We start from the raw sequence: 25,725 nt of genomic DNA, 5'->3' as shown, positions 1-25,725 counted from the left end.
TGATTTCATCGAACTTGCAAAGAGGCTTGATATGATCCAGATGCAGAGAGACTGCGTTAAGGAGACGACGATGGCAGGCGGTTCCATTCCCCATTTCCAGAACGATGCGGGCCATCCGGCAATCGACATCGGGGTCAAGGAATTCATGTGCACGGGCGCCAACCCGCCTTTCGATCATCCGCATGTGTTTCTCGACATGGGCGACGACAATGAGAAAGTCTGCCCCTACTGCTCGACCCTCTACCGCTATTCGCCGAAGCTGAAGGCGACGGAAACCCTGCCCACGGGCTGCCTCTACATCGACCAGGCCGCCTGAAGCCTTTCGCGGCAAACCGGATGGACGACACGCGCTCCCGGCAAGTCGTCATCGCCGGAGCTGGCATTGCCGGACTGACCGCGGCGGTTGCCTTCGCCGAACGCGGTTATCCCGTGCAGGTGTTCGAGCAGGCGCAGCGCCTTGAAGCGGTCGGCGCGGGCATCCAGCTCTCTCCCAATGCGACACGCATCCTTCGTCAACTCGGCGTGCTCGACCGACTGCTGTCGGCGGTGGTAAGGCCGGAGGCCGTGGTATTGAAGGACGCAAGGACGTTGCGCCAACTGGCGCGCGTGCCGCTAGGGGAAGCCGGCGAGAGCCGCTGGGGCGCGCCCTATCTCGTCGCCCACCGGGCCGATGTGCAGAGCGCGTTGATGGCACGGGTTGCCGAGATACCTGATATCCATCTCACCGTCGGGGCGCGCGTCCAAAGAATTGCGACTGGCAGCCATGGTGTCACGGCGACCGTCGAGATCGGTGGCAATACGGCGGAGGAACAAGGCTCCTTGCTGGTCGGCGCCGATGGCGTCTGGTCGTCGGTGCGCGAGCTTGTCGATGCACAAAGGATGGCATCGCCAAGAAGCCGTTTTTCGGGAGAGTTGGCCTGGCGCACCACCGTCGCGGCAGACAGCAGCGCCGGGCGGGCCTTCGCCGCGATCGGTGCAGCCGATTGCGTCACGACTTTCCTGCATACGGGTTTCCACATGGTCGTCTATCCCGTCAGTAAGGGCGACGCATTCAACCTCGTCGCCTTCACCAAAGGCGAGCGCATTACCGAGGGCTGGTCCGGCCATGCCGATCCCGGCATACTCGCCGCCGCCATGCGCGGCACCGCGCCAGGACTCGTGAAGCTGGTGGAAATAGCCGGCCCGTGGCTGGCCTGGCCGCTGCATACCGTCGAACAGAGACAGCCTTGGACAATGCCAGCCGGCATCGCGCTGATCGGCGACGCCGCGCACGCAATGACGCCGTTCGCGGCACAAGGTGCCGCGATGGCGATCGAGGACGCCGCGATGCTCGCCAGCCTGGTCGCCGACTTCCCCGGCGACCTGACGCAAAGCCTCACCATCTGGGAGAAGCTGCGACGACCGCGCATCGAAAAGGTACTGAAACGCGGCGCGCTCAACCGCCTCGCCTGGCACGCCCGGGGACCGGTGGCATTGGCGCGCAATCTGGTCCTGGCGACGCGGCCAGGAGAGAAGCTCGCGGCGGATTTGGATTGGCTTTACGGCTGGGAACAGCAGCAGGTCATCCGTCGCTGAAAGGAGCTGCGGCAAAGCTAATTATACAGCCGCATCGACAACCCAAGCGATGCCGGCAGCGGGTTCCACCAGCCGGTGCGCAGGCCGGCAGTGCGCAGTGCGGCCGCAGCCCAGGTGTTGCAGCCGATCAGCGCGTTGAAACGGCCATTGGCCTCATAAAAACGGTCGAAATTGGAATAGGCGGCATTGTCGATGACGATCGGGCCGCTCGGTCCCTGCTGAAAACTCGCTTCGACAAAGTCGAGCAACGCGGCAAAACGGTCCTCGCCCACGTCGAAGCCGGCGACATCGGGGCGCGGCTCGGAGATATCGCCGGCGACGTCGACATGCATCACCGAAGCATCGAGTGTCAGCGCCTTGAATACCGGCAGCGCCTTCACTTGCGACCATGTCGGCGTTTCCAGGTAGAAGGCGCGCCCGCCCCAGCCGAAGACGAGGTAGCGCACTTCGGGGGCGTCCGAAGGCAGGCCGGCATCGGCAAGAAAACGGAAGCGCCGGCGCACCCCGTCATCCACCGGAATGGCGATGTCGGTGTGGATTGGGTTCTTCAGCACCAATATGCGCCGCGTGCCCTCGCCTGCGGCAGCCGTGGGCCAGAGCGGCCGCGGCACCAGCGTGCCGAGCGACACAGCGAGCACCACTGCGGCAACCAGCATGACCAGCAAACGCAGGAGTTTTTTCATCGGTGCGGCTTCGCGATTCGTCGCGGCTCAATGGAGAAGATCATTATCCGATCGGCCAGACGCAAAAAGCCCGGCCATGGCACGGCCGGGCTTCCCTGATTCCAGTGAAGCGCTCAGTGCAGAATCTGCGACAGGAACAGTTTCGTGCGTTCGTGGCGCGGATGGTCGAAGAACTCGGCCGGCGTGTTCTGCTCGACGATCTGGCCCTGGTCCATGAAGATCACCCGGTTGGCGACTTTCCGCGCAAAACCCATCTCGTGGGTGACGCACAGCATGGTCATGCCCTCTTCGGCCAGCCCCACCATGGTCTCCAGCACTTCCTTGATCATTTCAGGGTCGAGCGCCGAGGTCGGCTCGTCGAACAGCATGATGCGCGGGTTCATGCACAGCGAGCGTGCGATCGCCACGCGCTGCTGCTGGCCGCCGGAAAGCTGGCCCGGATATTTGTTGGCCTGCTCGGGAATCTTGACACGCTTGAGGAAATGCATGGCGATTTCCTCGGCCTGCTTCTTCGGCGTCTTGCGCACCCAGATCGGCGCCAGTGTGCAGTTCTCCAGGATGGTCAGATGCGGGAACAGGTTGAAGTGCTGGAACACCATGCCGACCTCGCGGCGCACCTCGTCGATCTTCTTGAGATCGTTGGTGAGTTCCTTGCCGTCGACGATGATCTTGCCCTTCTGGTGCTCCTCCAGCCGGTTGATGCAGCGGATCATGGTCGATTTGCCCGAGCCGGACGGGCCGCAGATGACGATGCGCTCGCCGCGCATCACTTTCAGGTTGATGTCCTTCAGCACATGGAACTCGCCGTACCATTTGTGCATGGCGACGATGTCGATGGCGACATCGGTGGTGGAAATCTGCATCTTGGCGGCGTTGACCTTGATCTCTTCCGCGCTGACGGCGTTTTCGGTGGCCATGGCTGGGTCCCCTTGTTCTTTTGTTTAGCGTTTGTAGCCGGTGTCGAGTCGGCGTTCCGTGTACATTGAATAGCGCGACATGCCGAAGCAGAACAGCCAGAAGACGAAGGCCGCGAACACAAGACCGGATTTCGCGGTCTGCGCCGTTGCCCAGTTGGCATCGGAGAAGTTCTGCTTGACGATGCCGAGCAGGTCGAACATCGAGATGATGAGGACCAGGCTGGTGTCCTTGAACATGCCGATGAAGGTGTTGACGATGCCGGGAATGACCAGCTTCAGCGCTTGCGGCAACACGATCAAACCCATCTTCTGCCAGTAGCCGAGGCCGAGCGAATCGGCGCCTTCATACTGGCCCTTGGGGATCGCCTGCAGGCCGCCGCGCACGACTTCGGCCATGTAGGCGGCGGCAAACAGCGACACACCGATCAGCGCCCTCAGATATTTGTCGAAGGTGACGCCGGCCGGCAGGAACAGCGGCAGCATGACGCTGACGAAGAACAGCACCGTGATCAGCGGTATGCCGCGCACGGCTTCGATGAAGATGACGCACAGCATCTTGACGATCGGCATCTTCGAGCGCCGGCCGAGCGCCAGCACGGTGCCCAGCGGCAGCGACACGGCGATGCCGACGAAGGACAGGCTCAGCGTGATCAGCAGCCCGCCCCAGCGTGAGGTTTCGACATGCGGCAGGCCGAATATGCCGCCGACCAGAAGGAAGAAGGAAACGATCGGCAGCACCAGGAACAGCAGGATCGCGTTCAACCCCTTGCGCGGCACACGTGGCATCAGCATCGGCACCAGCAGTGCCACGAACAGGATGGCGACCAGGATCGGCCGCCAGCGCTCCTCGACCGGATAGGTGCCGAACATGAACTGGCCGAACTTGGCGTTGACGAAAGCCCAGCAGGCGCCGCTCCAGCCGTCGGGCTGAATACCGCCTTGCGCGACGGTCGCGCAGACCGTGCGGTCCGGCCCGGTCCACTGTGCGTTGATGAACGCCCAGTTGATGACCTGCGGCAGTACCCAGGCGACGATGACGATGCCGAGGATGGTGAGGATGGTGTCGCCGACCGAACCGATCAGGTTCCTGCGCACCCAGGCGACGGGACCGCTGACGCTCGCCGGCGCGGGCTGCGCCAGCGCCATTTCGGTCCGCACCCAGGACATGTCGTGTTCCTGCATGGCTCTACCTCTCCACCAGCGCCATTCTGGCGTTGACCACGTTCATCACGGCCGAGGTCACCAGGCTGAGTATGAGATAGGCGATCATCATGATCAGCACGCCTTCGACCGCTTGTCCGGTCTGGTTCAGAACCGTGCCGGCTGTCGCCGTCAGGTCGGGATAACCGATGGCGATCGCCAGCGAGGAGTTCTTGGTCAGGTTGAGATACTGGCTGGTCAGCGGCGGAATGACGATGCGCATGGCCTGCGGCACCACGACCAGCCGCAGGATCGACCCGGATCGCAGACCAAGCGCTGCCGCCGCCTCGGTCTGGCCCTTGCTGACGCCCCTGATGCCGGCGCGCACGATTTCGGCGATGAAGGCCGCCGTGTAGCAGGATAGCGCCAGATAGAGCGACAGGAATTCCGGTTTGACCTGGAAGCCGCCGGTCAGGTTGAAGGTCGACTGTTTTGGAAGATCAAAGGTCAGCGGAAAGCCGCTCAGCACGTAAGCGAGCAGCGGCAGGCCGACGATCAGCGCGGCGGAAGTCCAGAACACGGGAAATTGCTGGCCTGTCGCCATCTGCCGCTGACGCGCCCTGCGGGCGACGAACCACGACATCGCGATGCCCACGACAAGGGCGACCAGGATCAGCCAGGAGCCGTCGCCCCAGACCGGGCGCGGAAAATAGAAGCCGCGCTGGTTGAGGAAGGAGCCGAAGGGCAGATGATAGGAGTCGCGCGGCGCCGGCAGCACGGCGAGCACGCCGGAATACCAGAAGAAGATGACCAGCAGCGGCGGGATGTTGCGGAAAATCTCGACATAGACCGTGCAGATCTTCTGGATCAGCCAGTTCTGCGACAGGCGACCGATGCCGATGATGAAGCCGATAATGGTGGCGGTGATGATGCCGGCGGCGGCAACGATGATGGTGTTGATCAGGCCGACGACGATGGCGCGGCCATAGGTCGAGTCCGACGTATAGGCGATCGGCGTGTCAGATATGTCGAAGCCGGCGCGCCCCTTGAGGAAGCCGAAGCCCGAGGCGATGTGCAGGCGCTGCAGATTGTCGATGACGTTCTGCACGATCCACCAGATGGAGCCGAACAACAAGACGACGACCAGCGTCTGGAAGAAGAGGCTGCGTATTCTCGGATCATTGACGAAGGAGCCGCGGCTCGGCTCCTCGCGTAGGATTTCCTGCGATGCCATGTCACGTCCCCTGTGAAAGAGAAACCGGAAGGCAGGTGCCTGCCTTCCGGATCACATTTCGATCAGCGGATCGGCGGAGCGTATTGCAGGCCGCCCTTGGTCCACAGCGCGTTGATGCCACGGGCGATCTTCAGCGGGCTGCCCGAACCGACATTGCGGTCGAACATTTCGCCGTAATTGCCGGTGGCCTTGACGATGTTGACGACCCAGTCGTTGGAGACGCCGAGATCGGTGCCGATCTTGGTGTCGGCCTCCTGGCCGAGCACGCGCTTGATCTCCGGGCTGGCGGAGTTCTTCATCTCGTCGACATTGGCCTTGGTGATGCCGAGCTCCTCGGCGTCGAGCAGAGCGAAATAGGTCCACTTGACGATGTGGTACCACTGGTCGTCGCCCTGGCGAACGGCAGGTCCGAGCGGCTCCTTCGAGATGATCTCGGGCAGCACGACGTGATCGGCCGGCGAGCCGAGCGTCAAGCGAATGCCGTAAAGGCCCGACTGGTCGGTGGTGTAGACGTCGCAGCGGCCGGCATCATAGGCGGCGTTGACCTCTTCCAGCTTCTCGAAGACGACCGGATTGTACTCCATCTTGTTCGCCTTGAAGTAGTCGGCGAGGTTGAGCTCGGTGGTCGTGCCGCTCTGCACGCAGACGGCGGCGCCCGAAAGCTGCAGCGCCGAATTGACGCCCGGCAGCTTCTTGGCGTTGATCATGAAACCCTGGCCGTCATAGTAGGTCGTGCCGATGAAATTCAGGCCAAGCGCGGTGTCGCGGTTGATCGTCCAGGTGGTGTTGCGCGACAGGATGTCGACCTCGCCGGACTGCAGCGCGGTGAAGCGCTCCTTGGCGCTGAGCGGCGTGAACTTGACCTTGGTGCCATCACCGAAGACGGCGGCGGCAACCGCGCGGCAGAAATCGGCGTCGATGCCTTGCCAGTCGCCCTTGTCGTCCGGCGCCGAGAAGCCGGCCAGACCGGTCGAGACGCCGCACTGGATGAAGCCCTTCGCCTTGACGGTGTCGAGCGTGCCGGCCGACGCGGCCGACGCCATCAGTCCGAGCGTGGCGACGCCGAGAATGCCGATAGCAATGTGTTTCATAACCCACAGACCCTTTTCTGTTTTTTCAGGCAGTGACCCTGATCTTTTCTCCCGTGTGAACGCAGCTCCCATCCCGGCCCATTCCCGGAACCCCGCGTCGCAAATCGACGCGCCGCCTCCCATTCACGAACAGCATCGAAGGCGATAATTCTCGTGAGGTCAAGGAAAATGACCGAATTGCAACGGGTTTGAAAATCGATTGTCCGAAATGCCTGAATTGCAGACAAACGCGCCCGCGATTTAGTCACAAGCGCGAATTGAATCGGCAAAGCTCATTTGCCGCGGATGTGAGCCGGTTCCGTGAAATCCATTGCCGGCAATACCTGAGTGTTACTGCCTCCAGCACGAAATGCATTGACGTCGCGGAATACCCCCGGCCGGCGATTGCCGGTCAATATTGCTCGTGAACAAAGCCGGTACGCAGGTCAAAGCGCGGGAAAGACGAGCCAGACGCCGATCGCAACCATCAATGCGCCGGAGATGCGCGGGATCAATTGCCCGGCCGGGACCATCTTCTCCAAGAGAACAAGGATGGCGATGCCGGCGATCCACAGGACGTTCATGACACCGCCGACAAACAGCAAGGCCATCAGCGCCCAGCAGCAGCCGAGACAATAGGCGCCGTGGCCGATGCCGAGCCGAAGCGCGCCGGGCGGGGTGGTGCGGAAGCCGCCATGGCTGGCCAGGAATGCGATCGGCGCCTGGCATTGGCGCAGGCAGACGCCCTTGACCGGCGTCCATTGATAGAGGCCGGCGGCGATCAGGACGAGGCCACCGAGGGTCGCACTGTTGGTAGCCATTGCCGGATCAAGCAAGGCGAAATGGGCGAGCACCCATTGCGCGCCGGTGGCCGCGATGCTGAAGACGATCCAGACGATGAGATAGCCGGCAAAAAACCATGCCGTCGACGCGATAGGCTGGCCATCGACCCGTGCCTTGCGGCCGACGCCTGCATAGAGCAGCAACATCGGCGCGATCGAAGGCGTCATCATGCCGACCATCATCACGGCCCACATGGTGAAGATGAAGACGAAATCGGCCGATGCCCAGGTCCTGAAACCCGGCGCCACGGCGGCGCCCATATCCATGCCACCAATATCCGTGTTCGACATGTCCATCCCGGCCATGCCGCCTGCCGCGCCGTCCGCGACGGGGACACCAGGCATGGCCATGTCGGCGGCGAGCCAAAGGACGTAGGTCCAGGCGAGAATGGCAATCACGACGAGCGCGGTCATCACGACCGCGCGGTCGCGCCGCAGCACAGCCTCGAGAGCCGTGTCGCCCATTGGATCAGGTCAATGCACGACGCCGCTCTGCGTGAGATGCAGATTGGCGAAATGGCTGTGCGTGTCGGCCACCTCGAACTTGATCGGGCCGGTCGCCTTGGTCCAGCCACGACCGATCTCGGCGATCGCGTATTCGAAGCCGTGCGGCAGGTCGATGCGCGCCCTGTGCTCGGCACCGGTGACCGGGTTCTTGATCGGCTCGCCATGGCCGTCAGTGACGCCCTTGACATGCAGCCGGCCGGTTCGCGCGTCGACGTCAACCTTGAAATCGATCGCGGCGAAGATCGGATCGTGGAATTTCTCCAGCGTGGTCGAAAAAACCTGGAATATCGTTGCGCCCGGCTCGGTGTCCTGGCCGCCCAATATGCGAAGCAGAGCTTCACGCTGGGCTTCGCTGGCCCTCTCGTCGATAACCACCGCGGCCTCGCCCCTGCCCTGGTGGATCGCGCCGGGCCAACTGAAAATGCCGACGAACCGCAACCCGTCCAGCTTGGTGTCGCCGTGATGGCCGGTCTCGATCTCCATGCCGGCGACCGCCTGGCAGAATCCGTATGTCGGCATGGCGTTGAACTGGCACGGACAGCCATAGGCGCAATTGCAGTTGATGAATTCGCGCGCCTTCATCGTCCATTTGACGTCAGGCATTGCATTCCTCCCTTTGCCGCGCTCGGTGGGCGCGATACCCGGATTGGGGACCAGGAGAGGTAGCCGGCAAAACCATCCGGCAGCATCTGATCGAAGCAATCCGGCGATTAATATTAGGGCTTGATTATATATCTTTCACAGCCGGCTACAATAGGCCGACCGGCCGGCGACCGGGCTTCCGGCAAGGTACGGCCGCCCTGGTCGGTCCGATTCAGATCAACCCCCAGCTGTTTTCCGGACCCGGGAATTGGCATATTCGAAGTCCATTCCTGGCGGACAGTGGGCTGTTGCACGGTCCACGACGCCGCACTATGGCTAGCGCCTTATCAGACAGGGCGACCAAGAATGGCGAAAGACGGCAGCGAGCAGGGTTCCGGCAAGGTGGGCATCAACACCCGGCTTGCCCATTCAGGCAACAACCCGCACGACTATTTCGGCTTCGTCAATCCGCCGGTGGTGCACGCCTCGACCGTGCTGTTCCCCAATGCCGCCGCGATGGCCGCACGCAACCAGAAATACACCTACGGCACGCGCGGAACACCGACGACCGATGCCCTCGCACAGGCGATCGATGCGCTGGAGGGGTCCGCCGGCACGATCGTGGTGCCATCGGGCCTGGCGGCGGTGACCATTCCGCTGCTCGCCTTCGTATCGGCGGGCGACCATCTGCTGATCGTCGATTCCGTTTATCACCCCACGAGAAACTTCGCCGATACGATGCTGAAGCGATTGGGCGTCGAGGTCGAGTATTATGCGCCCCGTATCGGCGCCGGCATCGCGGCCTTGATCAAGCCGAACACCAAAGTGGTGTTCACCGAATCGCCGGCCTCCAACACATTCGAGGTGCAGGATATCCCGGCGATCGCCAAGGCGGCGCATGCGGCCGGCGCCATCGTGATGATGGACAACACCTGGGCGACACCACTCTATTTCCGGCCGCTCGACCACGGCGTCGACATCTCGATCCACGCGGCGACGAAATATCCGGCCGGCCATTCGGACGTGCTCCTCGGCACGGTCTCGGCCAATGAGGCCTGCTGGAAGCAGCTCTACGAGAGTTTTTGCACGCTTGGCTGCTGTTCGGGACCCGACGATGTCTATCAGGTGCTGCGCGGCCTGCGCACGATGGGCGTGCGGCTCGACCATCATCAGCGCAGCGCGCTTGCCATCGCCTCATGGCTCGAAAGCCAGCCGGGCGTGGCGCGGGTGCTCCACCCTGCCCTTCCCAGCCATCCGGACCACGATCTGTGGAAGCGGGACTTTTGCGGTTCGAGCGGCATCTTTTCGATCGTGCTGGCCGGCGGTGGCCAGCGGGAGCAGCACGCTTTCCTCGACGCATTGCGCATCTTCGGCCTCGGCTATTCCTGGGGCGGCTATGAGAGCCTGGCGGTGCCGGTCTGGCTTGTCGACCGCGTCGTTGCGAAAGGCCCTTATGAAGGTCCGTTGATCCGCTTGCAGATCGGCCTCGAGGATGTCGACGACCTGAAAGCCGACATCATGCGCGGGCTTGCAGCGGCCGCCGCCTGATCTGTCTGGCCGCCCGGAAGAGTTGGCAGACGGCCACAACACACTGACGCTGATGGCAAAGCGCGAGCCGCTCGCAGCATCCCGGCGAGCGGTCTCGCGCAATATTATTCTCCCACGCCGCGACTTTGCGGATTTGTTTGACTTTCAAATCCGCGAGTTCGGCTCCATTGCGTTGGACAGGGCGTCCGCGCCAAATCCATTTCGTCATAAAGCTTGCCATGGCCTTTCGTCTTTTTGTTCCCATCCTCGCCGGCGCGACGCTGCGTGAACGCGTCCTGGCGTGTATCGGCGCCACGATCGGCATTGCCCTGACCGGCGTGATCAGCGGGCTGGCGATGGGCGGCGGCCCGCATGTGGCCCTGCTGGTGGCGCCGATGGGCGCCTCCGCCGTGCTTCTGTTCGCCGTGCCGGCGAGCCCGCTGGCGCAGCCCTGGTCGATCATCGGCGGCAATTCCATATCGGCGCTGGTCGGCGTGACCGTGGCGCATTTCATCCATGATCCGGTGATGGCCTCGGGTCTCGCGGTGGCCTTGGCGATCGCCGCGATGTCGTTCACGCGCTGCCTGCATCCGCCAGGTGGTGCCGCCGCGCTGACGGCGGTGCTCGGCGGGCCGGCCGTCATCAGCGCGGGCTTCCTGTTCCCGTTCGTGCCGGTGGCCTTGAATTCGACCATCCTGGTGGCGCTGGGCTTCCTTTTCCACAAGCTGGCGCGGCGCAACTACCCGCATGTCGCCGCACCGCCCGCAAACAGCCACGGTACCGCCGATCCGCCGGCTCAGCAGCGCGCCGGTTTCCAGCCCGAGGACATCGACGCGGCGCTGACGGCGCTCGACGAGACCTTCGATATCGACCGCGACGACCTCGAACGACTGCTGCGACAGGTCGAATTGCAGGCCATGGTGCGGTCGCACCGGACGCTGCTGTGCGAGGACATCATGTCGCGCGACGTGATTTCGGTGCCCGAACAAGCCACCACCGACGAAGCACGCCAGCAACTGCTCGATCATAATATCCGTACGTTGCCGGTGGTCGATGCGGATGCCCGGCTGGTTGGCGCCGTCGGCCTGCGCGAGCTGACGAAAGCCGTAGAAACGGTGAAGGACGTGATGGCAAAGGCCGGCACCGCCTCGCCCGAGACGCCGGCGATGAGCCTGCTTCCCGTGCTGACCGACGGCCGCAGCCATGCCGTGGTCATCGTCGACGGCGAGCGGCGCATTCTCGGCCTGATCACGCAGACCGACCTGCTGGCGGCGGCCGCCCGCGTGCAGACGGCAGACAAGGGTCTGGCAGCGGCCTAGAATAGCGGACGTGGATCCCACCGATCTGGGAACCTTTTGCCGGCAGGCGCATCCAACGTGCAGTCAAGCGCCTGTTCGAAGAGGCGCCTGTTCGAAGAGGCGTCTGTTCAGGGAGATCCGGTCGCGATGAGCAAGCTCGCAACGCCCGCCACGGTGCCTATGATTGCCGAAAGCCTTTCCGGCGACATGCTGCTCGTCCACCGGGCGCTGGCGCGCGAACCGGATGCCTTTCGCGCCATCATGAAGATACACAACCAGCGGCTCTACCGCATCGCGCGCGGCATTCTGCGCAACGATGCCGAAGCCGAGGATGTCGTCCAGGAGGCCTATGTCAGCGCCTTCGCCAGCCTTGCGGCGTTTCGCGGCGAATCCACGCTTGCCACATGGCTGTCGCGCATCGTCATCAACGAAGCTCTTGGCCGCCTGCGCAAGAAGCGTCGCACAGTTGGGATGCCTGACAACCCGGAAGCGCAAATCATCCGGTTTCCCCTCAATTCCAACGACGATCCGGAGCGGGCGATGGCGCAGCGGCAGATTCTCGCACTTGTCGAACGGGCGACCGACAGTCTGCCCGACATCTACCGCATGGTCTTCGTCGCCCGCGTCATCGAGGGCCTGAGCATGGAGGAAACCGCCGATTTGCTTGGTGTGCGGCCGGAGACCATCAAGACGAGGCTGCACCGGGCCCGTGTCCTGCTGCGCAAGGCGCTGGACAATGAAATCGGTCCGGTGCTGCTCGATGCCTTCCCGTTCGCCGGACGGCGCTGCGAGCGACTGACCCAGGCGGTGATGGGACGGCTGGGTTTCGAATGATGCCGTCCTGATTTTCCGGGAACGTTTCCTCCCGTCGCGCATCCAATGAGCGTCAACTGAAATTTGAGCCCGGCTCCTCCGCGCGGTCGGGCCAAGGAGGATGCCATGTTCACCCGATATACCGTTGCCCTTGCCGCCCTGCTTCTCGTCGGCGCTGCCCCGGTCGCGCAAGCCGCCGACAAGCCGACGGACCCGCAGATCGCCCATATCGCCTATACGGCCGGCGTCATCGACATCGAGGCGGCCAAGCAGGCGATCAAGAAATCAAAGAGCAAGGAGGTGATCGATTTCGCCAAGGACATGGAGCGCGACCACGAAGCGGTGAACAAGCAGGCGCTCGATCTCGTCAAGAAGCTGAAGGTGAAGCCCGAGGACAACGCCACCAGCCAGGCGCTGACCAAGGCCGCGACTGAGGAACGCGCCAAGCTCGCCAAGCTGAAAGGTGCGGCTTTCGACAAGGCCTATATCGAAAACGAGGTGGCCTATCACAAGCAGGTCAACGGCGCGCTCGAAACGCTGCTCATTCCCTCGGCCAGCAATGCCGAGCTGAAGAGCCTGCTCGAGACCGGCCTCAAGATCTTCCAGGGCCATGAGCAGCATGCCGAACACGTCGCCGGCATGCTGAAATGAAAGCGGGCGCCTTGGACCATCTGGCGGGGCTGGCCATGCTGGCGCTGGTACCTACGCTGACAGCGGCGCCGGCAGCGGCGGCAGCCATCCAGGTCACCATCGAGAAGCTCGTCTTTTCGCCGGCCAGCGTCGATGCGAAGGTCGGCGACACGATCGAGTGGGTGAACAAGGACGTGATCGCCCATACGGCTACGGTGAAGGGTGGCTGGGAGGTGATCATCCCGCCGAAGAAGTCGGCAAGCCTGAATTTGAAGGCGGCGGGAACCATCGACTACTTCTGCCGCTTCCACCCCAACATGAAAGGCCGCTTGGTGGTGGCGCCGTGAGACTGAGAGATCGATGGCGAAAAGACCATTTCGCCGTCGATCGGAATATTAGAGCAAATCCAGGAAAAGTGCGTAGCGGTTTTCCGTCCGGAATTGCTCCAGGTCTATCGGCCACGGCTCTCTTTGAAGGTTCGGTGACTTGTGTTGCTCCCGCTAGACGTCAAGGGCCGTGTGGCGGCGAAGGCGTCCTGGTCCGCGTCCCGCGCCGGTCGATCGCCAACGAGGCTCGCCGCGCCTCATCGGGCCGTGTGATATGGGTCCACGAACCGTCGTAGCTCGGCTTGCGCCGCTCGATCCACGCATTCAGCCCTTCACGCAGGTCGGCGGTCGGAGCCATGCGGGCGAATTGCTCCGCCTCAATCAGCAGTCCCTCGGCAATACCCTGGTTGAGGCCCCTCGCCACCGCCGTGAGAATGCCGGTGACGGCCGGTCCGGAATGCCGCAGGATACGCTTGGCCAGATCAAATGCCGCCGGCATCAGTTCGGCATGCGGCACAACCTCGTTGACGAGACCCAGCTCAAGCGCCCGCGGCGGCGGAAACCAGTCGCCCGTCAACAGCAGTTCGAGCGCCCGCTTGCGCCCGGCCAGCCTCGGCAGGCGTTGGGTTCCACCAAAAGTCGGCGGCATTGCAAGGTTGATTTCGGGCTTGGCGAACAGCGCACGGTCACTGGCGATGGCGAGCGGAACGGCCTCGGTGATTTCGCAGCCACCGCCAAAGGCAATGCCGTTGACGGCAGCGATGACCGGTTTGCGGAACGCTTCCAGCCGTGCCGTCAGCCGCTGCCCGCGCATGACGAAGTCGCGCATTGCGATATCGGCGCCAAGCGCCACGCTGGCCGAGAATTCATGGATGTCGCCACCCGCCGAAAACGCCCGCTCCCCTGCTCCGGTGAGGATGACAACCCGGACGCCGTCATCGACTTCAATGTCGTTGAGAACCGCAAGCAGGCGATCGATCAGGGCATAATTCAGTGCATTGAGCTTTTCGGGACGATTGAGGGTGAGGACGGTAACCCCGTCGCGGGTCTCGCTCAGGACAAGATCGGTCATTTGGCTTCCTTCCAGCTTGTTGACGAGTTGGAAGGTTACGTCGTTCGCACCTTGTGTATATTCACTAGTCGGTATACTTAGACCCATGGCCGAAGCACAAAGCCCCACCCGCAAGCGCCTAGTCGATGCCGCAACCAGATTGTTCTACGCGGAAGGAATCGGCCGTGTCAGTGTCGACGCCGTCGCCGAGGAAGCGGGCCTCACCAAGCGGACGCTCTACTACCACTTCAAGAGCAAGGACGACCTCATCGCAGCCTATCTCGACGGCCGCGATCAGCCCAATCTGAAACGGATGGCCGGCTGGTTCGAAGCCGAGCAAGGGGGCGTGGACAGCAAGGTCGAAGCCATCTTCACCAATCTGGCCCGGGCCACGCGCCATCCAAAATGGAAGGGATGCGGCTTCCTGCGCACAGCTGCCGAGCTTGCCTCGATGCCTGGACACCCGGCGGTCAAGGTCGGGGCGCGGCACAAATCCAACTTCGAGACATGGCTGGCCACGGAATTGTCCGGGCACGATATCGAGAGGCCGCAGGCACTGGCCCGCGAGATCGTGCTGCTGATAGAAGGCTGCTTTTCGATCATGCTGATCCATCGCAATCCCGACTACGTCGAAGCCGCCGGACGAGCCGCGGCGACGCTGGTCAGGGCGCGGATGTCGGTCAGTCAGATGCAGGGCTAGGCCCCGAACGCCAGCCACGCCGTACCGGCGGCGAGCGTGATCAGTGTCAGCGGCAGGCCGACCTTGAAGAAGGCACCGAAAGACAACGGTGTACCAGCGGCCTTGGATTGTTCGGCGACGATCAGGTTGGCGACCGAGCCGAGCAAGGTGAAGTTGCCGGCCAGCGTCGAACTCATGGCCACCACCAGCCAGGCGCGCTCGGGGTTTTCCAGGCCGGGTATGAATGGCCTGAGCGCCAGCACGGCAGGAACATTGCTCATGATGTTGGACAACACGGCGGTGAACCCCGACAGCCTCCAGACGTCGTCGAGCCCGATGTTCTTGGCGGAGGCGATCATGTCAGGCGTCAGCAGCGTCTTTTCCGCGCCGGCAACCACCACGAACAGACCCGCGAACATGAACAGCAGCGGTCCGTCGATCTCATGGTAGATGCGCGATGGCTTGATGGCGCGCGTGAGCAGCAGGATGGCGCCGCCGATGAGCGCCGCCTTGGCTACGGGAACACCGGCGAAGAAGGCGATCGCCAGCCCGATGCAGACGACCACGGCCTTCAGCACCTGGCCACGATGCATGCGGCCGCGCGAGATGTGTGGCGCCAGTTCGCCGTTGCGCCTGAATTCGGCGCGATAGACGATCCGCACAATGACGATGACCGCGACAAGGCCGAACAAGGCGACCGGCGCGAGCGCCGCCGAAAAGGCCGGATAGGAAATCCCCGACAGCGCGCCGATGACCATGTTCTGCGGGTTGCCCGTGATGGTGGCGACGCTGCCGCAGTTCGAAGCGGTGGCGGTGGCGATCAGATAGGGGATCGGATTGCGGTTGATGACACGGGTGACGTGGACGACGATCGGCGCCATGACCAGGCAGATGGCGTCGTTGACCAGGAAAGCCGACAGCACGCCGGTAAGGAGCGTCACCATCACCAGGAGCATGAACGGCGCATGCGCGTGCTCGATGGCAATGGCGCCGAGACCGCGAAAGGCACCCGATACTTTCAGATGCGCCACCACGATCATCATGCCGAGCAGAAGCGTGATGGTGTCGAAATTGATGGCGCGATAGGCATCCTCCATGCTGAGCGCGCCGATGGCGATCATCGCTGCGCCGCCAAGCAGCGCAATGCCCGCGCGGTCAAGCCGCAGGCCAGGGATGCGGCCGATGGCGACGCCGGCATAGGTAAGGACCAGGATCAGCAGTGCCGCGCCGCCCATCAATGTCATCGGTAGAAGCCCTGCTCGATCTGCCCGCGCGCCGATGCCGGCCGCCCGCGATTCACGTGATGCCAGCTTTAGCGCGATGTCGGGATTGATGCCAAACGGCTAGGTGGCTTGTTGGCGGAGAATATCCGAAGGCAGATGGCGCGGTGCGGCTAACGCCGATAGAAATCCAGCCGTTCTTGCAACGCCTGCGATGAAAACATCTGTTCGACGGTCAGCCGCGCCTTGCGGCCGACCGTCGCCCGCAGGCCCGGGTCGGCTTTGAGATCCGCCAGGATCCGCGCCGCCTGTTGTGTCGTTTCGAACAGGAAGCCGTTTTCGCCATGTCTGATGTGGTCGACGTAGCCACCATGCGAATGGCAGACCACGGGCAGGCCGCAGGCCATCGCCTCGAACACCACCCGGCCGAACGTCTCCACATGCGAACCGGTGCGATAGTAGAAGACGTCGAGCGTCGGCAGGAACTGTTCGGCGGCGAATTCACCCTGCGGCAGGAGTTCGAGTTGCGGATGCGGCGCGAGCTTGTCCTTGAGCGGCGTGCCGCCCTGAATACGGACCGCGGTGCCATCGCCAAGCAATGCCTCATAGAGCGCCACATCGTCGCGGTGATGCTTGTCCGCCGTGTCGCGGCTCAGCCGCCCCACCGTGAACGGACCGTTTGGCCTTGCCCGTCGTGGCGAGAAGCGCCCGATATCGATCGGCGAGGCATGGACGACGCCTTCGACCTGCAGCACGCGCCTCTGAAATTCGGAGATCAGCACCAGTTCGGCAGCCGGCCAACGCAGCAGGCGCGGCCTGCGTGTCGTCAGGGCGATGAGCTTGGGATGAAAGGTGTTGAAGACATAGATCAGCCGGCGCGGCCGCGGGATCAGGTAGGGCCACATTTTGTTGCGCCAATGCGCGCCAAGAAAGACATAGGTGCCGCCATCCGGCACATTGCGTGTTGCCGGCGAGACGCGGCGTATCGGAAATTCCTGCATCAGGCCTTCGGATACGCGCGACGAGGTTGCCCACAGGCACACCCGTGAGTCGGCGCCCAAGAGCCGGTACAACTCCAGGGTTTCGCGCTCACTGCCGCCAAACTGGTTCTGAAAGCCGTTGAATAGATGGATCATGGTCGCGGTGCTTACTCGGCTCTAGCCGGGCGTCTCGCCATTCAATTGCCTGCACCCAAGGGCCGTGCTGTACCCGCGAATGGCACGATCGAGGGACTAAGAAGCAGGACTATTTCTGGCGATACTCCGTACATTACTGCCCGGAGGAAGCACACGGATAATCAAGCGTCAAGCAAGCGGTGGGTGTCAGCCTACTACGAGGCTGCCGTCAGTGCAGGGTAGCGGCGCTGGCCGGAGACGCCAGGGAGGCTTCCGCCGGATCGAAGCTGACCTGATCGCGTCCATTCGATTTCGCGGCATAAAGCCGTCTGTCGGCGGCCGAGAATATTGCCTCGTAGGTGGTCGGCCCGCTGAAGCTGGTACCGCCTATGCTGACGGAAAGCGGACAGGAGCGGCCGCCCGGGGAAAAGTCCATTTCGCGTATCCGTCGGCGGATGCTTTCGGCAACCAGCCAGGATTGCGAGGGGTCGACACCGGGAAGGAATACGCCGAACTCCTCGCCGCCGATGCGTCCGACGATATCGCCGCCGCGCAGCTGGCCCTTGATCGCCTGCGCGATCAGCTTGAGCGCCTGGTCGCCGCAATCATGGCCGAGGCGGTCGTTGATCGACTTGAAGTGGTCGGCATCGATGATCAGCAGCGCGCCGGAACGGGTCTCTTCCTGCTTGCGGGTCTGCTCGAGATAGGCCTCGACCAGCATAGAGAAGGCGCCGCGGTTCAGCACTGCCGTCAGGCTGTCCGTCGCGGCGATGACACTGAGGTCGCGCTGGGCTATCGCCAGTTGGCGGATCTTCCACATCAGGAAAAACAGAAACGAGCCACCCAGCACCAGGGGCAGCAGAAGGTCGGTCAGCTTCGCGCGCCAGACAGACTCGGGCGAAAGATAGGGGAAATTGAACGAATCGACGAAAAACGCCACGGCAATGAAGAATGCCGTGCCGGCGGCGGTGACGGCGATCACCCTGCCCCAGCTGGTCGGCGACAGGTCCAGCTTCATCCCCTTCACTCCGTTAGCCGTCCCTACTATGACGTGCCAACGCAAACAAAATGATAAGACTTTCCTTTCAATTCGAGATCGGATGGCAGGGAGACGGGATCGGATGGCCGGGGGCGGGCACGATCGCCAACAGGCGGCCGTGCCCCGGTGGTTGAAGGCTCATCGGATTCCTGACAGGGAGAATTCCGAAGTCAGCGGTTGGACGCCTGTCCAGCCGCCTCGACGACGAAGGATGCCGCGATCATGTCGTCGGCATCCAGCCACAAGGAACCGTCGCCGGCCCCCATGATGGCGGCGACCTTGTGAAAGGTTTTCATTTCATGGCCGGAAATTTCGGCATCCTGCATGCGGGCCCTGAGTTCGGCGATGCGCCGCACCAAGGCAGGGGACGTTCCAATCTCACGTTTCGACATGGCCTGGCTTCTCCTCCCCCAACCCATTCTCGTTGTGCCTGCCCTACCCTATTCGCCGGACCGCACATTGCCTTTTCATGAGGCTCCACGAATACAAGGCCCCGAACGCCTGGGCTTGGCCGAGGTTCCAACAGGACAGATCACGAAATAATTCCAGGGCCCCCCGCGCCGGTGGGCCCGAGACTGCCGTTTCAGGCTTCCATTGCACGGCGTCGCGGCACTGGCAGGCAAGGGTGAGGATTGGTTGACCTCGTCAGGTCATGCGGCGTAAGCCTTTGAAATTATGGCGATCCCGACAGGATTCGAACCTGTGACCATCGGCTTAGAAGGCCGGTGCTCTATCCAGCTGAGCTACGGGACCGCTGGCCGGCTCGGGGCCGGTAGATGTTCGCGCTGGGCTAGCCGGTCAATGCGTCCAGGGCGTCCTGCGGTCATAGCGGAAATTCTCCGCATAGGAAATCTGGCGGCGCTTGGGCTCTTTCGGCTCTTCGACGCGGAAGGCAAGCCCTTCCTTTTCGGCGTAGGCGACGGCCTCTTCCTTGGTGCCGAAGGTGAGCCTGATCTGGCTTCTCATGTCTCCCGACGTGGTGTAGCCCATCAGGGGGTCGATCTTCTTGCGCATCTCGGGATCGAATTCCAACACCCAGTGGCCGGTCTTGGCCTTGCCGGACTGCATCGCGGTTTTGGCTGGGCTGAAAATGCGCGCGGACATGGCCACCTCATTGTTGTGCAAGGCGGCATCGCCGCCCTAGGGCCGTCATTACTGCGCATTGGCAGCGGCGGCAAGGTTTTTGCACTTGCCATGTAACACCGAAATGAATAGGCAACAGACCGTTCGGAGTGTAGCGCAGGCTGGTAGCGCATCTGGTTTGGGACCAGAGGGTCGGGAGTTCGAATCTCTCCACTCCGACCATCCCTTCTTATCCCATGCGATCTAGGCGCCCTCGCCGGCGACGAGAGCCGCAATCAAGGCCGCCGTGCTTGTCTTGCCCTTGATTGTCCTCGTTTCGCGCCGGCCAAGGTGCGCGCCTTCATCGACTTCGTGCAATCGCGTCTGGATTGAGCGAGCATCAAGGGCTTTTGGCCAATATTCGGGCTTCATCATTTCAGGCTCGCTTCCCTCGCTATTGCCGGCTTAAACTCCGGCAAAATGGGGGATTTGCGGTGCTTGGGATCGATGCTTGGGTGTCGCTGTTCGGGCCGGCCTATTTTGCCTATGCGGGCGTGACGGTTCCCTTCATGGTGGCGTGGGCGATCGCCTGTGCGGCCTTGGCGATGTGGAACAATCGCGAGAGCCGCGGGCACGCCAGGCTGGCACCAGGCATCGTTGCCTCCCGTTCGTGGGCAGCCAGCACCGGGATTTTTGTGCTGGTCGCGGCCTGCTATATTGCCTCGCATTCAGCCGTCTATCTGTTGGTCCGGCATTTCGTCAGACTTTGGCTGTGATTGGCCGCAAGTGAAAGGCAAGCTCGCCGGGCGAGAACCCCAAGCACCTCATTCCCGGCGAGCCTACAACCTGATTTGGAACGCAATCAGGACCGGGGTCAGCCGGCAAGCTCACGCTGCAAGATGGGTGCCAGCTGTTATTTCCCGAAATGGGACGGCGGTTGCGGAGCGATTGTAACATCGAGGCACTCTAAATCTCGAATTCGCCCTGCCCCTCGTCCATGGCGTTGACGGTTTCGGCCGCCAATGCCCTTGTGATCGCCATCTTGCGCTCCAGCGCGGTGCGATCCAGACGCTCCACCACGCGCATCGCGGTGGCCAGCGAACGCTCGATGCGCCGCACCAGATACTGCACGACATGCGGTTCGACCTCGACCTGCCGGTCGGCGAACAGCTTGGTGATGACGCCGGCGAGCAGGAGATCGTCGGGCTCGTGGATCTCGACGGTCGCCGCCGCCTTCAAACGCGAGGCAAGATCGGGCAGCTTGACGCCCCAGGCCGACGGAAAGCGTCGCGCCGTCAAGAGCAGCGTCGAGCCGGCACCGCGCACGGCATTGATCAAATGGAACAGGCCCTGCTCATCGACCGCGCCGATATCGACATCGTCGATCAGCGCCGGCCGCGCACCGAGATTGGCGATGCTGTCGCCCATGCGCCTGGCGTCGACGGCAAGCGCGTTGGCGCGGGCACGCCAGATCGAGGCCAGGTGCGTTTTGCCCGAACCAGCGGGGCCTGCCAGCACCACCACCGGTGCTGGCCAATCCGGCCAGCGGTCGACCAGCGCGGCCGCCTGGTTGTTGGTGCCGGAGACGACCAGCTCGTCGCGCGAATAACCGGTGCCGTGGCCGAGATCGAGCGGCAGCTGGCGCGGCGGGTCGGTTCGCTGGGCAGTCACTTCAGCGACGCGGTTGCGTGCGGTGGCCGCCGCCGCGATCGGCCGGCAACGGCGGCGCGAGCTCTGTCGCATGGCCCTTGTAGAGCGGCGATTCCAGGTAGCGGGCGATGGCGAAGCGTACCAGAACTGCCACCGCCGCGGATGCTGGAACGGCAATCAAAAGCCCGACAAAACCGAACAGCGCGCCGAAGGCGAACAGCGCGAACATCAGCCACACCGGGTGCAGGCCGACGCTTTTGCCGACCAGCCTGGGCTGCAGGATGTTGCCTTCGATGAACTGGCCGATGAAGAAGACCACGGCAACGGCGACGATCATCGTCCAGTCCGGCCAGAACTGGACGAAGGCAACGCCGACGGCCAGCACCAGCCCGGTCAATGAGCCGACATAGGGGATGAAGGAGATCAGCCCGGCGAACAGGCCGATGAGGATGGCGAAGTTCAGCCCCGTCAGCGTCAAGCCGGTGGCGTACATGGCGCCCAGCACCAGGCAGAGCGTGCCCTGCCCGCGCACGAAGCCGGCAGTGGCGGTGTTGATGTCGCGCGCGATGGCGCGCACCGTCGCGACGTTGTCGCGCGGCACCCAGCTGTCGATGACCGCCACCATGCGGTCCCAGTCGAGCAGCATGTAGAAGGCCACGACCGGCGTCACCACGAACAGGCTGACCACCGAGACCAGCGCCATGCCCGAACTCCACAGCGAGGTAAATACGGTGGTGATCAGGCCAAAGCCGGAAGTCAGCAGCGAATTCAATCCGTCGCGCAAGCCATTGGCGTTGACGCCGAATCTCTGTTCCAGCCATTTCGGGTCGAACGACGTGATCAGGCTCTGCAACCGGGTCAGGTACTCCGGCAGCTTGCCGGCGAAATCGGTCATCTGCGTCGCCAGCACCGGAATGAGGATGACGAAGGCCAGCACCAGCACGATCAGGAAGGTAATGAGGATGACCACCGTCGCCATGAAACGGCTGAGGCCGAGCCGCTGCAGCCGGTCGGCGACCGGATCGAGGAAATAGGCAAGCACCATGCCGGCGACGAAGGGCAGCAGGACGCCGCTGAAGACATAAAGGAAAAGCGCCAGGATCGCGGCACCCGCCAGCCAGAAGAAGATCTGGCGGTAGAAGGTCGAAGCCGCCTCTGCCTCCGCCGCCGTCTCGCCGGCCGGAACGTCGACGACCATCTGGTCGTCGACGGTCTTGCCCCGCGTCACCGCTTTGCGGGCAGCCGGCTTGCGGGCAGCCTTGCCGTCGATGGGCATGTCAGCCCGATTTACCGCCTTCGCCATAGCCGTTCATATGCCTCAGCCAAGCCACGAGATAGGCCGCGGCCGAAGCCACGGTCAAGACCCCGGACAGCAATATGAGGGCGGGCCGCAGAGGGTCGAGGTGCACGGCAAAGGCGAGTTCACCCAGCACGACCGCCGCCAGCACGATCTGTATGGCGGTATTGGCCTTCGACACAAGAAACGGTTTTATCTCGACCGGATGGGCCATCACCGTGGACAACAGAACCGCGCAGACGATCAGCGCGTCGCGTGACACCATGGTGACGACCAGCCAGAGCGGCAATTGCCCGATGAAGCCCATGACGACGAACACCGAAACCAAAAGCAGCTTGTCGGCCATCGGATCGAGATAGGCGCCGAGCGTCGACTGCTGGTCGAAGCGGCGGGCGATGAAGCCGTCGATGCCGTCGGAAACGCCTGCAATAACGAAGCCGGCAAAAGCCCAGTCCCAGCGCGCCTGCAGCATGGCCAGCACCACGGCAGGCACCAGCACAAGGCGCAGGATGGTGATCAGGTTGGGGATGGTCAAAGTATTACCCCGCCGTATTATGCCTGGAGATAGATGAGGGAGATGAAGGGTCGAGGCAAGGGAGCAGCCTGGGGCGAAGCAAACGTTGTGTGCGATGCCCCGGCTATCCACGCTTTTGTCGGGCCAAACGGCGCCCGGTTCGGCCGTTATCCTTGCGGACCGAAACCGTTCATGCGAAGAGCCCGCAAACGAGCAGGAAAATTGCGATGAGCAAGCGCGAAACCGGCCAGCATAAAACGGGCCAGAACAAAACGGCCAAGCGCAAGAACGGGCTCACCTATGCCGAGGCCGGCGTCGATATCGATGCCGGCAATCTCATGGTGGAGAAGATCAAGCCGCTGGTGCGCGCGACACGCCGGCCGGGCGCGGATGGCGAGATCGGCGGCTTCGGCGGTCTGTTCGATCTCAAGGCTGCCGGTTTCACCGATCCGGTGCTGGTCGCCGCCAATGACGGTGTCGGCACCAAGCTCAAGATCGCCATCGATGCCGGCAACCACGACACGATCGGCATCGACCTGGTCGCCATGTGCGTCAACGACATCGTCGTGCAGGGCGCGGAGCCGCTGTTCTTCCTCGACTATTTCGCCACCGGCAAGCTCGATCCCGACCAGGGTGCCGCGATCGTCGGCGGCATCGCGCAGGGCTGCCGCCAGGCCGGCTGCGCGCTGATCGGCGGCGAGACCGCCGAAATGCCGGGCATGTATCACGGCAAGGACTATGACCTTGCCGGCTTTGCGGTGGGCGCGGCCGAACGCGGGCAGCTTTTGCCCACCGACGACATCGTCGAAGGCGACGTGCTGCTCGGGCTAGCCTCCTCCGGCCTGCATTCGAACGGTTTCTCGCTGGTGCGCCGCATCGTCGCCGCCAGCGGCCTGGCGTGGAGCGATCCGGCACCGTTCAACGATGAGGCGACGCTCGCCGGGGCGCTGCTCGAGCCGACCCGCATCTACGTGAAATCGATCCTCAAGGCGATTCGCAACACGCATGGCATCAAGGCGCTCGCCCACATCACCGGCGGCGGCTTCCCTGAAAACATTCCGCGCGTGCTGCCCAAGGACTTCTCGGCCGAGCTTGATCTCGAGGCGATCGACGTGCCGCCGGTGTTCTCGTGGCTGGCGAAGACCGGCGGCGTTGCGCCGGAGGAGATGATGCGCACCTTCAATTGCGGCATCGGCATGATTTTGGCTGTCGCTTCGGGGCAGGCGGCGCAGGTCGCGGCCGTGCTGCAGGAAGCCGGCGAGACGGTGACGCCGATCGGCCGCATCGTGCCGCGCCGCGACGCCGGCGTCATCTATCGGGGCTCGATCGGGCTATGAGCGCGCCGAGAAAACGCGCGGTCGTCCTGATATCGGGGCGCGGCTCCAACATGACCGCGCTGATCGCGGCCGCCAGCGATCCGGCCTTTCCGGCCGAGATCGTCGCCGTCATCTCCGACAAGGCCGACGCCGCGGGCCTCGGCATCGCCAGGGCACGCGGCATCGCCACGCAGGTCATTTCCCGCGCCGACCATGGCGGCAAGCAGGCACATGACGCGGCGATCGACGCGGCACTCGCGGCCTTCAATGCCGACATCGTGGCGCTGGCCGGCTATATGCGCATCCTGACCCCCGGCTTTGTCCAGAAATGGCAGGGTCGCATGATCAACATCCACCCTGCCTTGCTGCCGGCCTTCAAGGGGCTCGATACCCATGCGCGCGCGCTGGCAGCCGGCATCCGCATTCATGGCTGCACGGTGCATTTCGTGACGCCGGAGATGGATGACGGCCCGATCATCGCCCAGGCGGCGGTGCCGGTGATGGTCGGCGACAATGCCGATACGCTGGCAGCGCGCGTGCTGAAGGCCGAGCATCGGCTCTATGCGCTGGCGCTGGGACTGGTGGCCGAAGGCAAGGCACGCATGGAGGCGGGCCGCACCGTGCTTGCCCACTTCGCCGACGATGCCGAGAACGGCACCTCGGTGGTGATGGCGCCCGACCCGCTGCGTGAGGAAGCCGACCTGGAGCATCTGGCGCGGATCACGCCCTGAGCCGAGAACGCGGCCATGAAACAGCTTCTCCTGCTTCGCCACGCCAAATCGAGCTGGGATGATCCTGATCTCGATGATTTCGACCGGCCGCTCGCGGAACGTGGATTGAAGGCAGCCCGATTGATCGGCCGCGAGCTTGCGGCGCGCGACTGGCTGCCGGATCAGGCGCTGGTGTCGTCGGCGCTACGCACCCGCGACACCTGGCGATTGGTGGCCGCGGAGTTGCCGGTGCATCCACGAGTCGCGTTTGCTCAGCCACTCTACGAAGCTTCGGCTGCGGACATTCTGGACCAAATCCATAAGGCCGACCCGTCGAGCCTTTGCCTTGTGGTGGTTGGCCATAATCCGGGGCTTGAGGACCTGGCAGAACAGCTTGCCGGACCGCGATCGGAGGCGAAGGCGCGCAAGAGGCTTGAGGAAAAGTTGCCGACAGCAGCCCTTGCGCGCCTCGTCTTCGAGGGCGAGTGGTCCGCCCTGTTCTCCGCGCGGCTGACGCATTGCCTGCGCCCGAAGGATTTAAGCTAGAACCCATGCCAGGCGGATGCGGCGGACAGTCCGCCGCGCCCGAGACATCAGTTGCCCCAGATGCCCTGGCCGGGCTCCGGCCAGTCGATGGCGGGCTTCATCTTGGTGTCGGCAGCCTTGTGGCTGGTCATATTCGTCTTGTTGTCGACGGCGCCGGTGACTGCGTGATCCACGCCAGCGACCGGGGCAACCGGCTGGTTGGCATTGTCGGAGCCAAAGTGGTCGCTGCCGGCGAACGCACCTCCGGTTGCGATAAGGATAGCGGCGGTAGCGAGAGCAAGCCTGTCCATTTCAATCTCCTGGTTCATCCGTTGGGCGGCGTCTTGGGAGGACGGTTCCGCTGAGGAGAAGACCAGAAGCAGCCTGGTTTTATTCCTGAACG

29 protein-coding genes and 2 tRNA genes are annotated in these 25,725 nt (G+C 63.3%); 13 read left to right on the top strand and 18 right to left on the bottom strand.

Features of this window, described 5'->3' with window-relative positions; translation table 11 throughout:
- Window positions 1-70 precede the first annotated feature (70 nt).
- Window positions 71-316: a zinc-finger domain-containing protein gene (locus EN824_RS09930; RefSeq protein WP_127871484.1), complete on the top strand. Its 246-nt coding sequence runs from the start codon at window positions 71-73 to the stop codon at window positions 314-316.
- Between the two features lie 20 nt (window positions 317-336).
- On the top strand, window positions 337-1,575 hold the full coding sequence (locus tag EN824_RS09925) for an FAD-dependent monooxygenase (RefSeq protein ID WP_135932188.1): 1,239 nt from the start codon (window positions 337-339) through the stop codon (window positions 1,573-1,575).
- A 17-nt stretch (window positions 1,576-1,592) separates the two neighbouring features.
- On the opposite strand, the gene EN824_RS09920 is transcribed toward EN824_RS09925, so the two are convergent.
- From EN824_RS09920 to EN824_RS09890, 7 genes are all read right to left on the bottom strand, one after another.
- Window positions 1,593-2,258, bottom strand: coding sequence for a TIGR02117 family protein (locus EN824_RS09920; RefSeq protein WP_135863842.1), 666 nt, complete (start codon window positions 2,256-2,258; stop codon window positions 1,593-1,595).
- A 113-nt stretch (window positions 2,259-2,371) separates the two neighbouring features.
- The gene (locus tag EN824_RS09915; protein ID WP_127277334.1) at window positions 2,372-3,175 is read right to left on the bottom strand and encodes an amino acid ABC transporter ATP-binding protein; all 804 of its coding nucleotides are present in this window, start codon (window positions 3,173-3,175) and stop codon (window positions 2,372-2,374) included.
- A gap of 24 nt (window positions 3,176-3,199) precedes the next feature.
- Entirely contained in the window at window positions 3,200-4,357 is a 1,158-nt protein-coding gene (locus EN824_RS09910) for an amino acid ABC transporter permease (protein WP_127277336.1), read from the bottom strand.
- A gap of 4 nt (window positions 4,358-4,361) precedes the next feature.
- On the bottom strand, window positions 4,362-5,549 hold the full coding sequence (locus EN824_RS09905) for an amino acid ABC transporter permease (protein WP_135915369.1): 1,188 nt from the start codon (window positions 5,547-5,549) through the stop codon (window positions 4,362-4,364).
- A 62-nt stretch (window positions 5,550-5,611) separates the two neighbouring features.
- Window positions 5,612-6,640, bottom strand: coding sequence for an amino acid ABC transporter substrate-binding protein (locus EN824_RS09900; RefSeq protein WP_127871480.1), 1,029 nt, complete (start codon window positions 6,638-6,640; stop codon window positions 5,612-5,614).
- 425 nt (window positions 6,641-7,065) lie between these two features.
- The gene (locus EN824_RS09895; RefSeq protein WP_127281049.1) at window positions 7,066-7,926 is read right to left on the bottom strand and encodes a DUF2182 domain-containing protein; all 861 of its coding nucleotides are present in this window, start codon (window positions 7,924-7,926) and stop codon (window positions 7,066-7,068) included.
- A gap of 9 nt (window positions 7,927-7,935) precedes the next feature.
- Window positions 7,936-8,571, bottom strand: a complete 636-nt coding sequence (locus EN824_RS09890) for a DUF1326 domain-containing protein (protein WP_127871479.1) — start codon at window positions 8,569-8,571, stop codon at window positions 7,936-7,938.
- Window positions 8,572-8,916: 345 nt separating this feature from the next.
- Between EN824_RS09890 and EN824_RS09885 the strand changes: the two genes are divergently transcribed.
- The 5 genes from EN824_RS09885 to EN824_RS09865 all read left to right on the top strand — a co-directional run bounded on the left by EN824_RS09885 (window position 8,917) and on the right by EN824_RS09865 (window position 13,165).
- On the top strand, window positions 8,917-10,098 hold the full coding sequence (locus tag EN824_RS09885; RefSeq protein WP_135883565.1) for a cystathionine beta-lyase: 1,182 nt from the start codon (window positions 8,917-8,919) through the stop codon (window positions 10,096-10,098).
- Between the two features lie 218 nt (window positions 10,099-10,316).
- Window positions 10,317-11,396, top strand: coding sequence for an HPP family protein (locus tag EN824_RS09880; RefSeq protein WP_135863836.1), 1,080 nt, complete (start codon window positions 10,317-10,319; stop codon window positions 11,394-11,396).
- Window positions 11,397-11,522: 126 nt separating this feature from the next.
- Window positions 11,523-12,209, top strand: a complete 687-nt coding sequence (locus EN824_RS09875; RefSeq protein WP_189522151.1) for an RNA polymerase sigma factor — start codon at window positions 11,523-11,525, stop codon at window positions 12,207-12,209.
- Window positions 12,210-12,314: 105 nt separating this feature from the next.
- The gene (locus EN824_RS09870) at window positions 12,315-12,839 is read left to right on the top strand and encodes a DUF4142 domain-containing protein (protein WP_135863834.1); all 525 of its coding nucleotides are present in this window, start codon (window positions 12,315-12,317) and stop codon (window positions 12,837-12,839) included.
- Window positions 12,836-13,165 (top strand): cupredoxin family copper-binding protein, encoded by a 330-nt coding sequence (locus tag EN824_RS09865; protein WP_189343623.1) that lies wholly within the window; start codon window positions 12,836-12,838, stop codon window positions 13,163-13,165. Before EN824_RS09870 ends, EN824_RS09865 begins: the two co-directional genes overlap by 4 nt.
- A gap of 160 nt (window positions 13,166-13,325) precedes the next feature.
- Here the strand turns inward: EN824_RS09865 and EN824_RS09860 are convergent, their stop codons facing one another.
- Window positions 13,326-14,216 carry a crotonase/enoyl-CoA hydratase family protein gene (locus EN824_RS09860; RefSeq protein ID WP_135863832.1) on the bottom strand — a complete coding sequence of 297 codons (891 nt, stop codon included), beginning with the start codon at window positions 14,214-14,216 and terminating at the stop codon, window positions 13,326-13,328.
- 85 nt (window positions 14,217-14,301) lie between these two features.
- Here EN824_RS09860 and EN824_RS09855 point away from each other — a divergent pair, with 85 nt between their 5' ends.
- A complete protein-coding gene (locus tag EN824_RS09855) occupies window positions 14,302-14,895 on the top strand; it encodes a TetR/AcrR family transcriptional regulator (protein ID WP_135863830.1) in 594 nt (197 codons plus the stop codon).
- On the opposite strand, the gene EN824_RS09850 is transcribed toward EN824_RS09855, so the two are convergent.
- The 6 genes from EN824_RS09850 to EN824_RS09825 form a co-directional block, all read right to left on the bottom strand.
- Window positions 14,892-16,118 (bottom strand): anion transporter, encoded by a 1,227-nt coding sequence (locus tag EN824_RS09850; protein ID WP_127276647.1) that lies wholly within the window; start codon window positions 16,116-16,118, stop codon window positions 14,892-14,894. The genes EN824_RS09855 and EN824_RS09850 overlap by 4 nt on opposite strands.
- A 149-nt stretch (window positions 16,119-16,267) precedes the next feature.
- Window positions 16,268-17,230, bottom strand: coding sequence for a glycosyltransferase family 4 protein (locus EN824_RS09845; protein ID WP_127276645.1), 963 nt, complete (start codon window positions 17,228-17,230; stop codon window positions 16,268-16,270).
- 208 nt (window positions 17,231-17,438) lie between these two features.
- Window positions 17,439-18,227: a GGDEF domain-containing protein gene (locus EN824_RS09840; protein WP_127276643.1), complete on the bottom strand. Its 789-nt coding sequence runs from the start codon at window positions 18,225-18,227 to the stop codon at window positions 17,439-17,441.
- Window positions 18,228-18,418: 191 nt separating this feature from the next.
- Window positions 18,419-18,640, bottom strand: coding sequence for a hypothetical protein (locus tag EN824_RS09835; RefSeq protein ID WP_127276641.1), 222 nt, complete (start codon window positions 18,638-18,640; stop codon window positions 18,419-18,421).
- Between the two features lie 284 nt (window positions 18,641-18,924).
- Window positions 18,925-19,001, bottom strand: a tRNA-Arg gene (locus EN824_RS09830).
- 45 nt (window positions 19,002-19,046) lie between these two features.
- Window positions 19,047-19,352, bottom strand: coding sequence for an ETC complex I subunit (locus EN824_RS09825; protein WP_127276639.1), 306 nt, complete (start codon window positions 19,350-19,352; stop codon window positions 19,047-19,049).
- Window positions 19,353-19,476: 124 nt separating this feature from the next.
- Here EN824_RS09825 and EN824_RS09820 point away from each other — a divergent pair.
- Window positions 19,477-19,553, top strand: a tRNA-Pro gene (locus EN824_RS09820).
- A gap of 146 nt (window positions 19,554-19,699) precedes the next feature.
- Window positions 19,700-20,086 (top strand): hypothetical protein, encoded by a 387-nt coding sequence (locus tag EN824_RS09815; protein WP_245464286.1) that lies wholly within the window; start codon window positions 19,700-19,702, stop codon window positions 20,084-20,086.
- Window positions 20,087-20,276: 190 nt separating this feature from the next.
- Here the strand turns inward: EN824_RS09815 and hdaA are convergent, their stop codons facing one another.
- From hdaA to EN824_RS09800, 3 genes are all read right to left on the bottom strand, one after another.
- Window positions 20,277-20,981 (bottom strand): DnaA regulatory inactivator HdaA, encoded by a 705-nt coding sequence (gene hdaA / locus EN824_RS09810; RefSeq protein WP_127276636.1) that lies wholly within the window; start codon window positions 20,979-20,981, stop codon window positions 20,277-20,279.
- Window position 20,982: 1 nt separating this feature from the next.
- Window positions 20,983-22,158 carry an AI-2E family transporter gene (locus EN824_RS09805; protein WP_127276654.1) on the bottom strand — a complete coding sequence of 392 codons (1,176 nt, stop codon included), beginning with the start codon at window positions 22,156-22,158 and terminating at the stop codon, window positions 20,983-20,985.
- Between the two features lie 79 nt (window positions 22,159-22,237).
- Window positions 22,238-22,792 (bottom strand): CDP-alcohol phosphatidyltransferase family protein, encoded by a 555-nt coding sequence (locus EN824_RS09800; protein WP_127276634.1) that lies wholly within the window; start codon window positions 22,790-22,792, stop codon window positions 22,238-22,240.
- A 206-nt stretch (window positions 22,793-22,998) separates the two neighbouring features.
- Between EN824_RS09800 and purM the strand changes: the two genes are divergently transcribed.
- Genes purM through EN824_RS09785 form a run of 3 tightly spaced genes read left to right on the top strand, consistent with a single transcriptional unit; the run spans window position 22,999 to window position 25,343 of the window.
- On the top strand, window positions 22,999-24,108 hold the full coding sequence (gene purM / locus EN824_RS09795) for a phosphoribosylformylglycinamidine cyclo-ligase (protein ID WP_127276631.1): 1,110 nt from the start codon (window positions 22,999-23,001) through the stop codon (window positions 24,106-24,108).
- A complete protein-coding gene (gene purN, locus EN824_RS09790; protein ID WP_127276629.1) occupies window positions 24,105-24,818 on the top strand; it encodes a phosphoribosylglycinamide formyltransferase in 714 nt (237 codons plus the stop codon). The genes purM and purN overlap by 4 nt, the downstream gene beginning before the upstream one ends.
- A gap of 15 nt (window positions 24,819-24,833) precedes the next feature.
- A complete protein-coding gene (locus EN824_RS09785) occupies window positions 24,834-25,343 on the top strand; it encodes a histidine phosphatase family protein (protein WP_127276627.1) in 510 nt (169 codons plus the stop codon).
- 47 nt (window positions 25,344-25,390) lie between these two features.
- Here EN824_RS09785 and EN824_RS09780 read toward each other — a convergent pair whose 3' ends face one another.
- Entirely contained in the window at window positions 25,391-25,633 is a 243-nt protein-coding gene (locus EN824_RS09780) for a DUF680 domain-containing protein (protein WP_127276624.1), read from the bottom strand.
- Between the last annotated feature and the right edge of the window lie 92 nt (window positions 25,634-25,725).

The organism is Mesorhizobium sp. M8A.F.Ca.ET.181.01.1.1 (genome assembly GCF_004792025.1).
Taxonomy (GTDB): Bacteria; Pseudomonadota; Alphaproteobacteria; order Rhizobiales; family Rhizobiaceae; genus Mesorhizobium.
The sequence above is the reverse complement of the archived record's forward strand: the minus strand, read 5'-3'. Positions and strand labels throughout refer to the sequence as shown.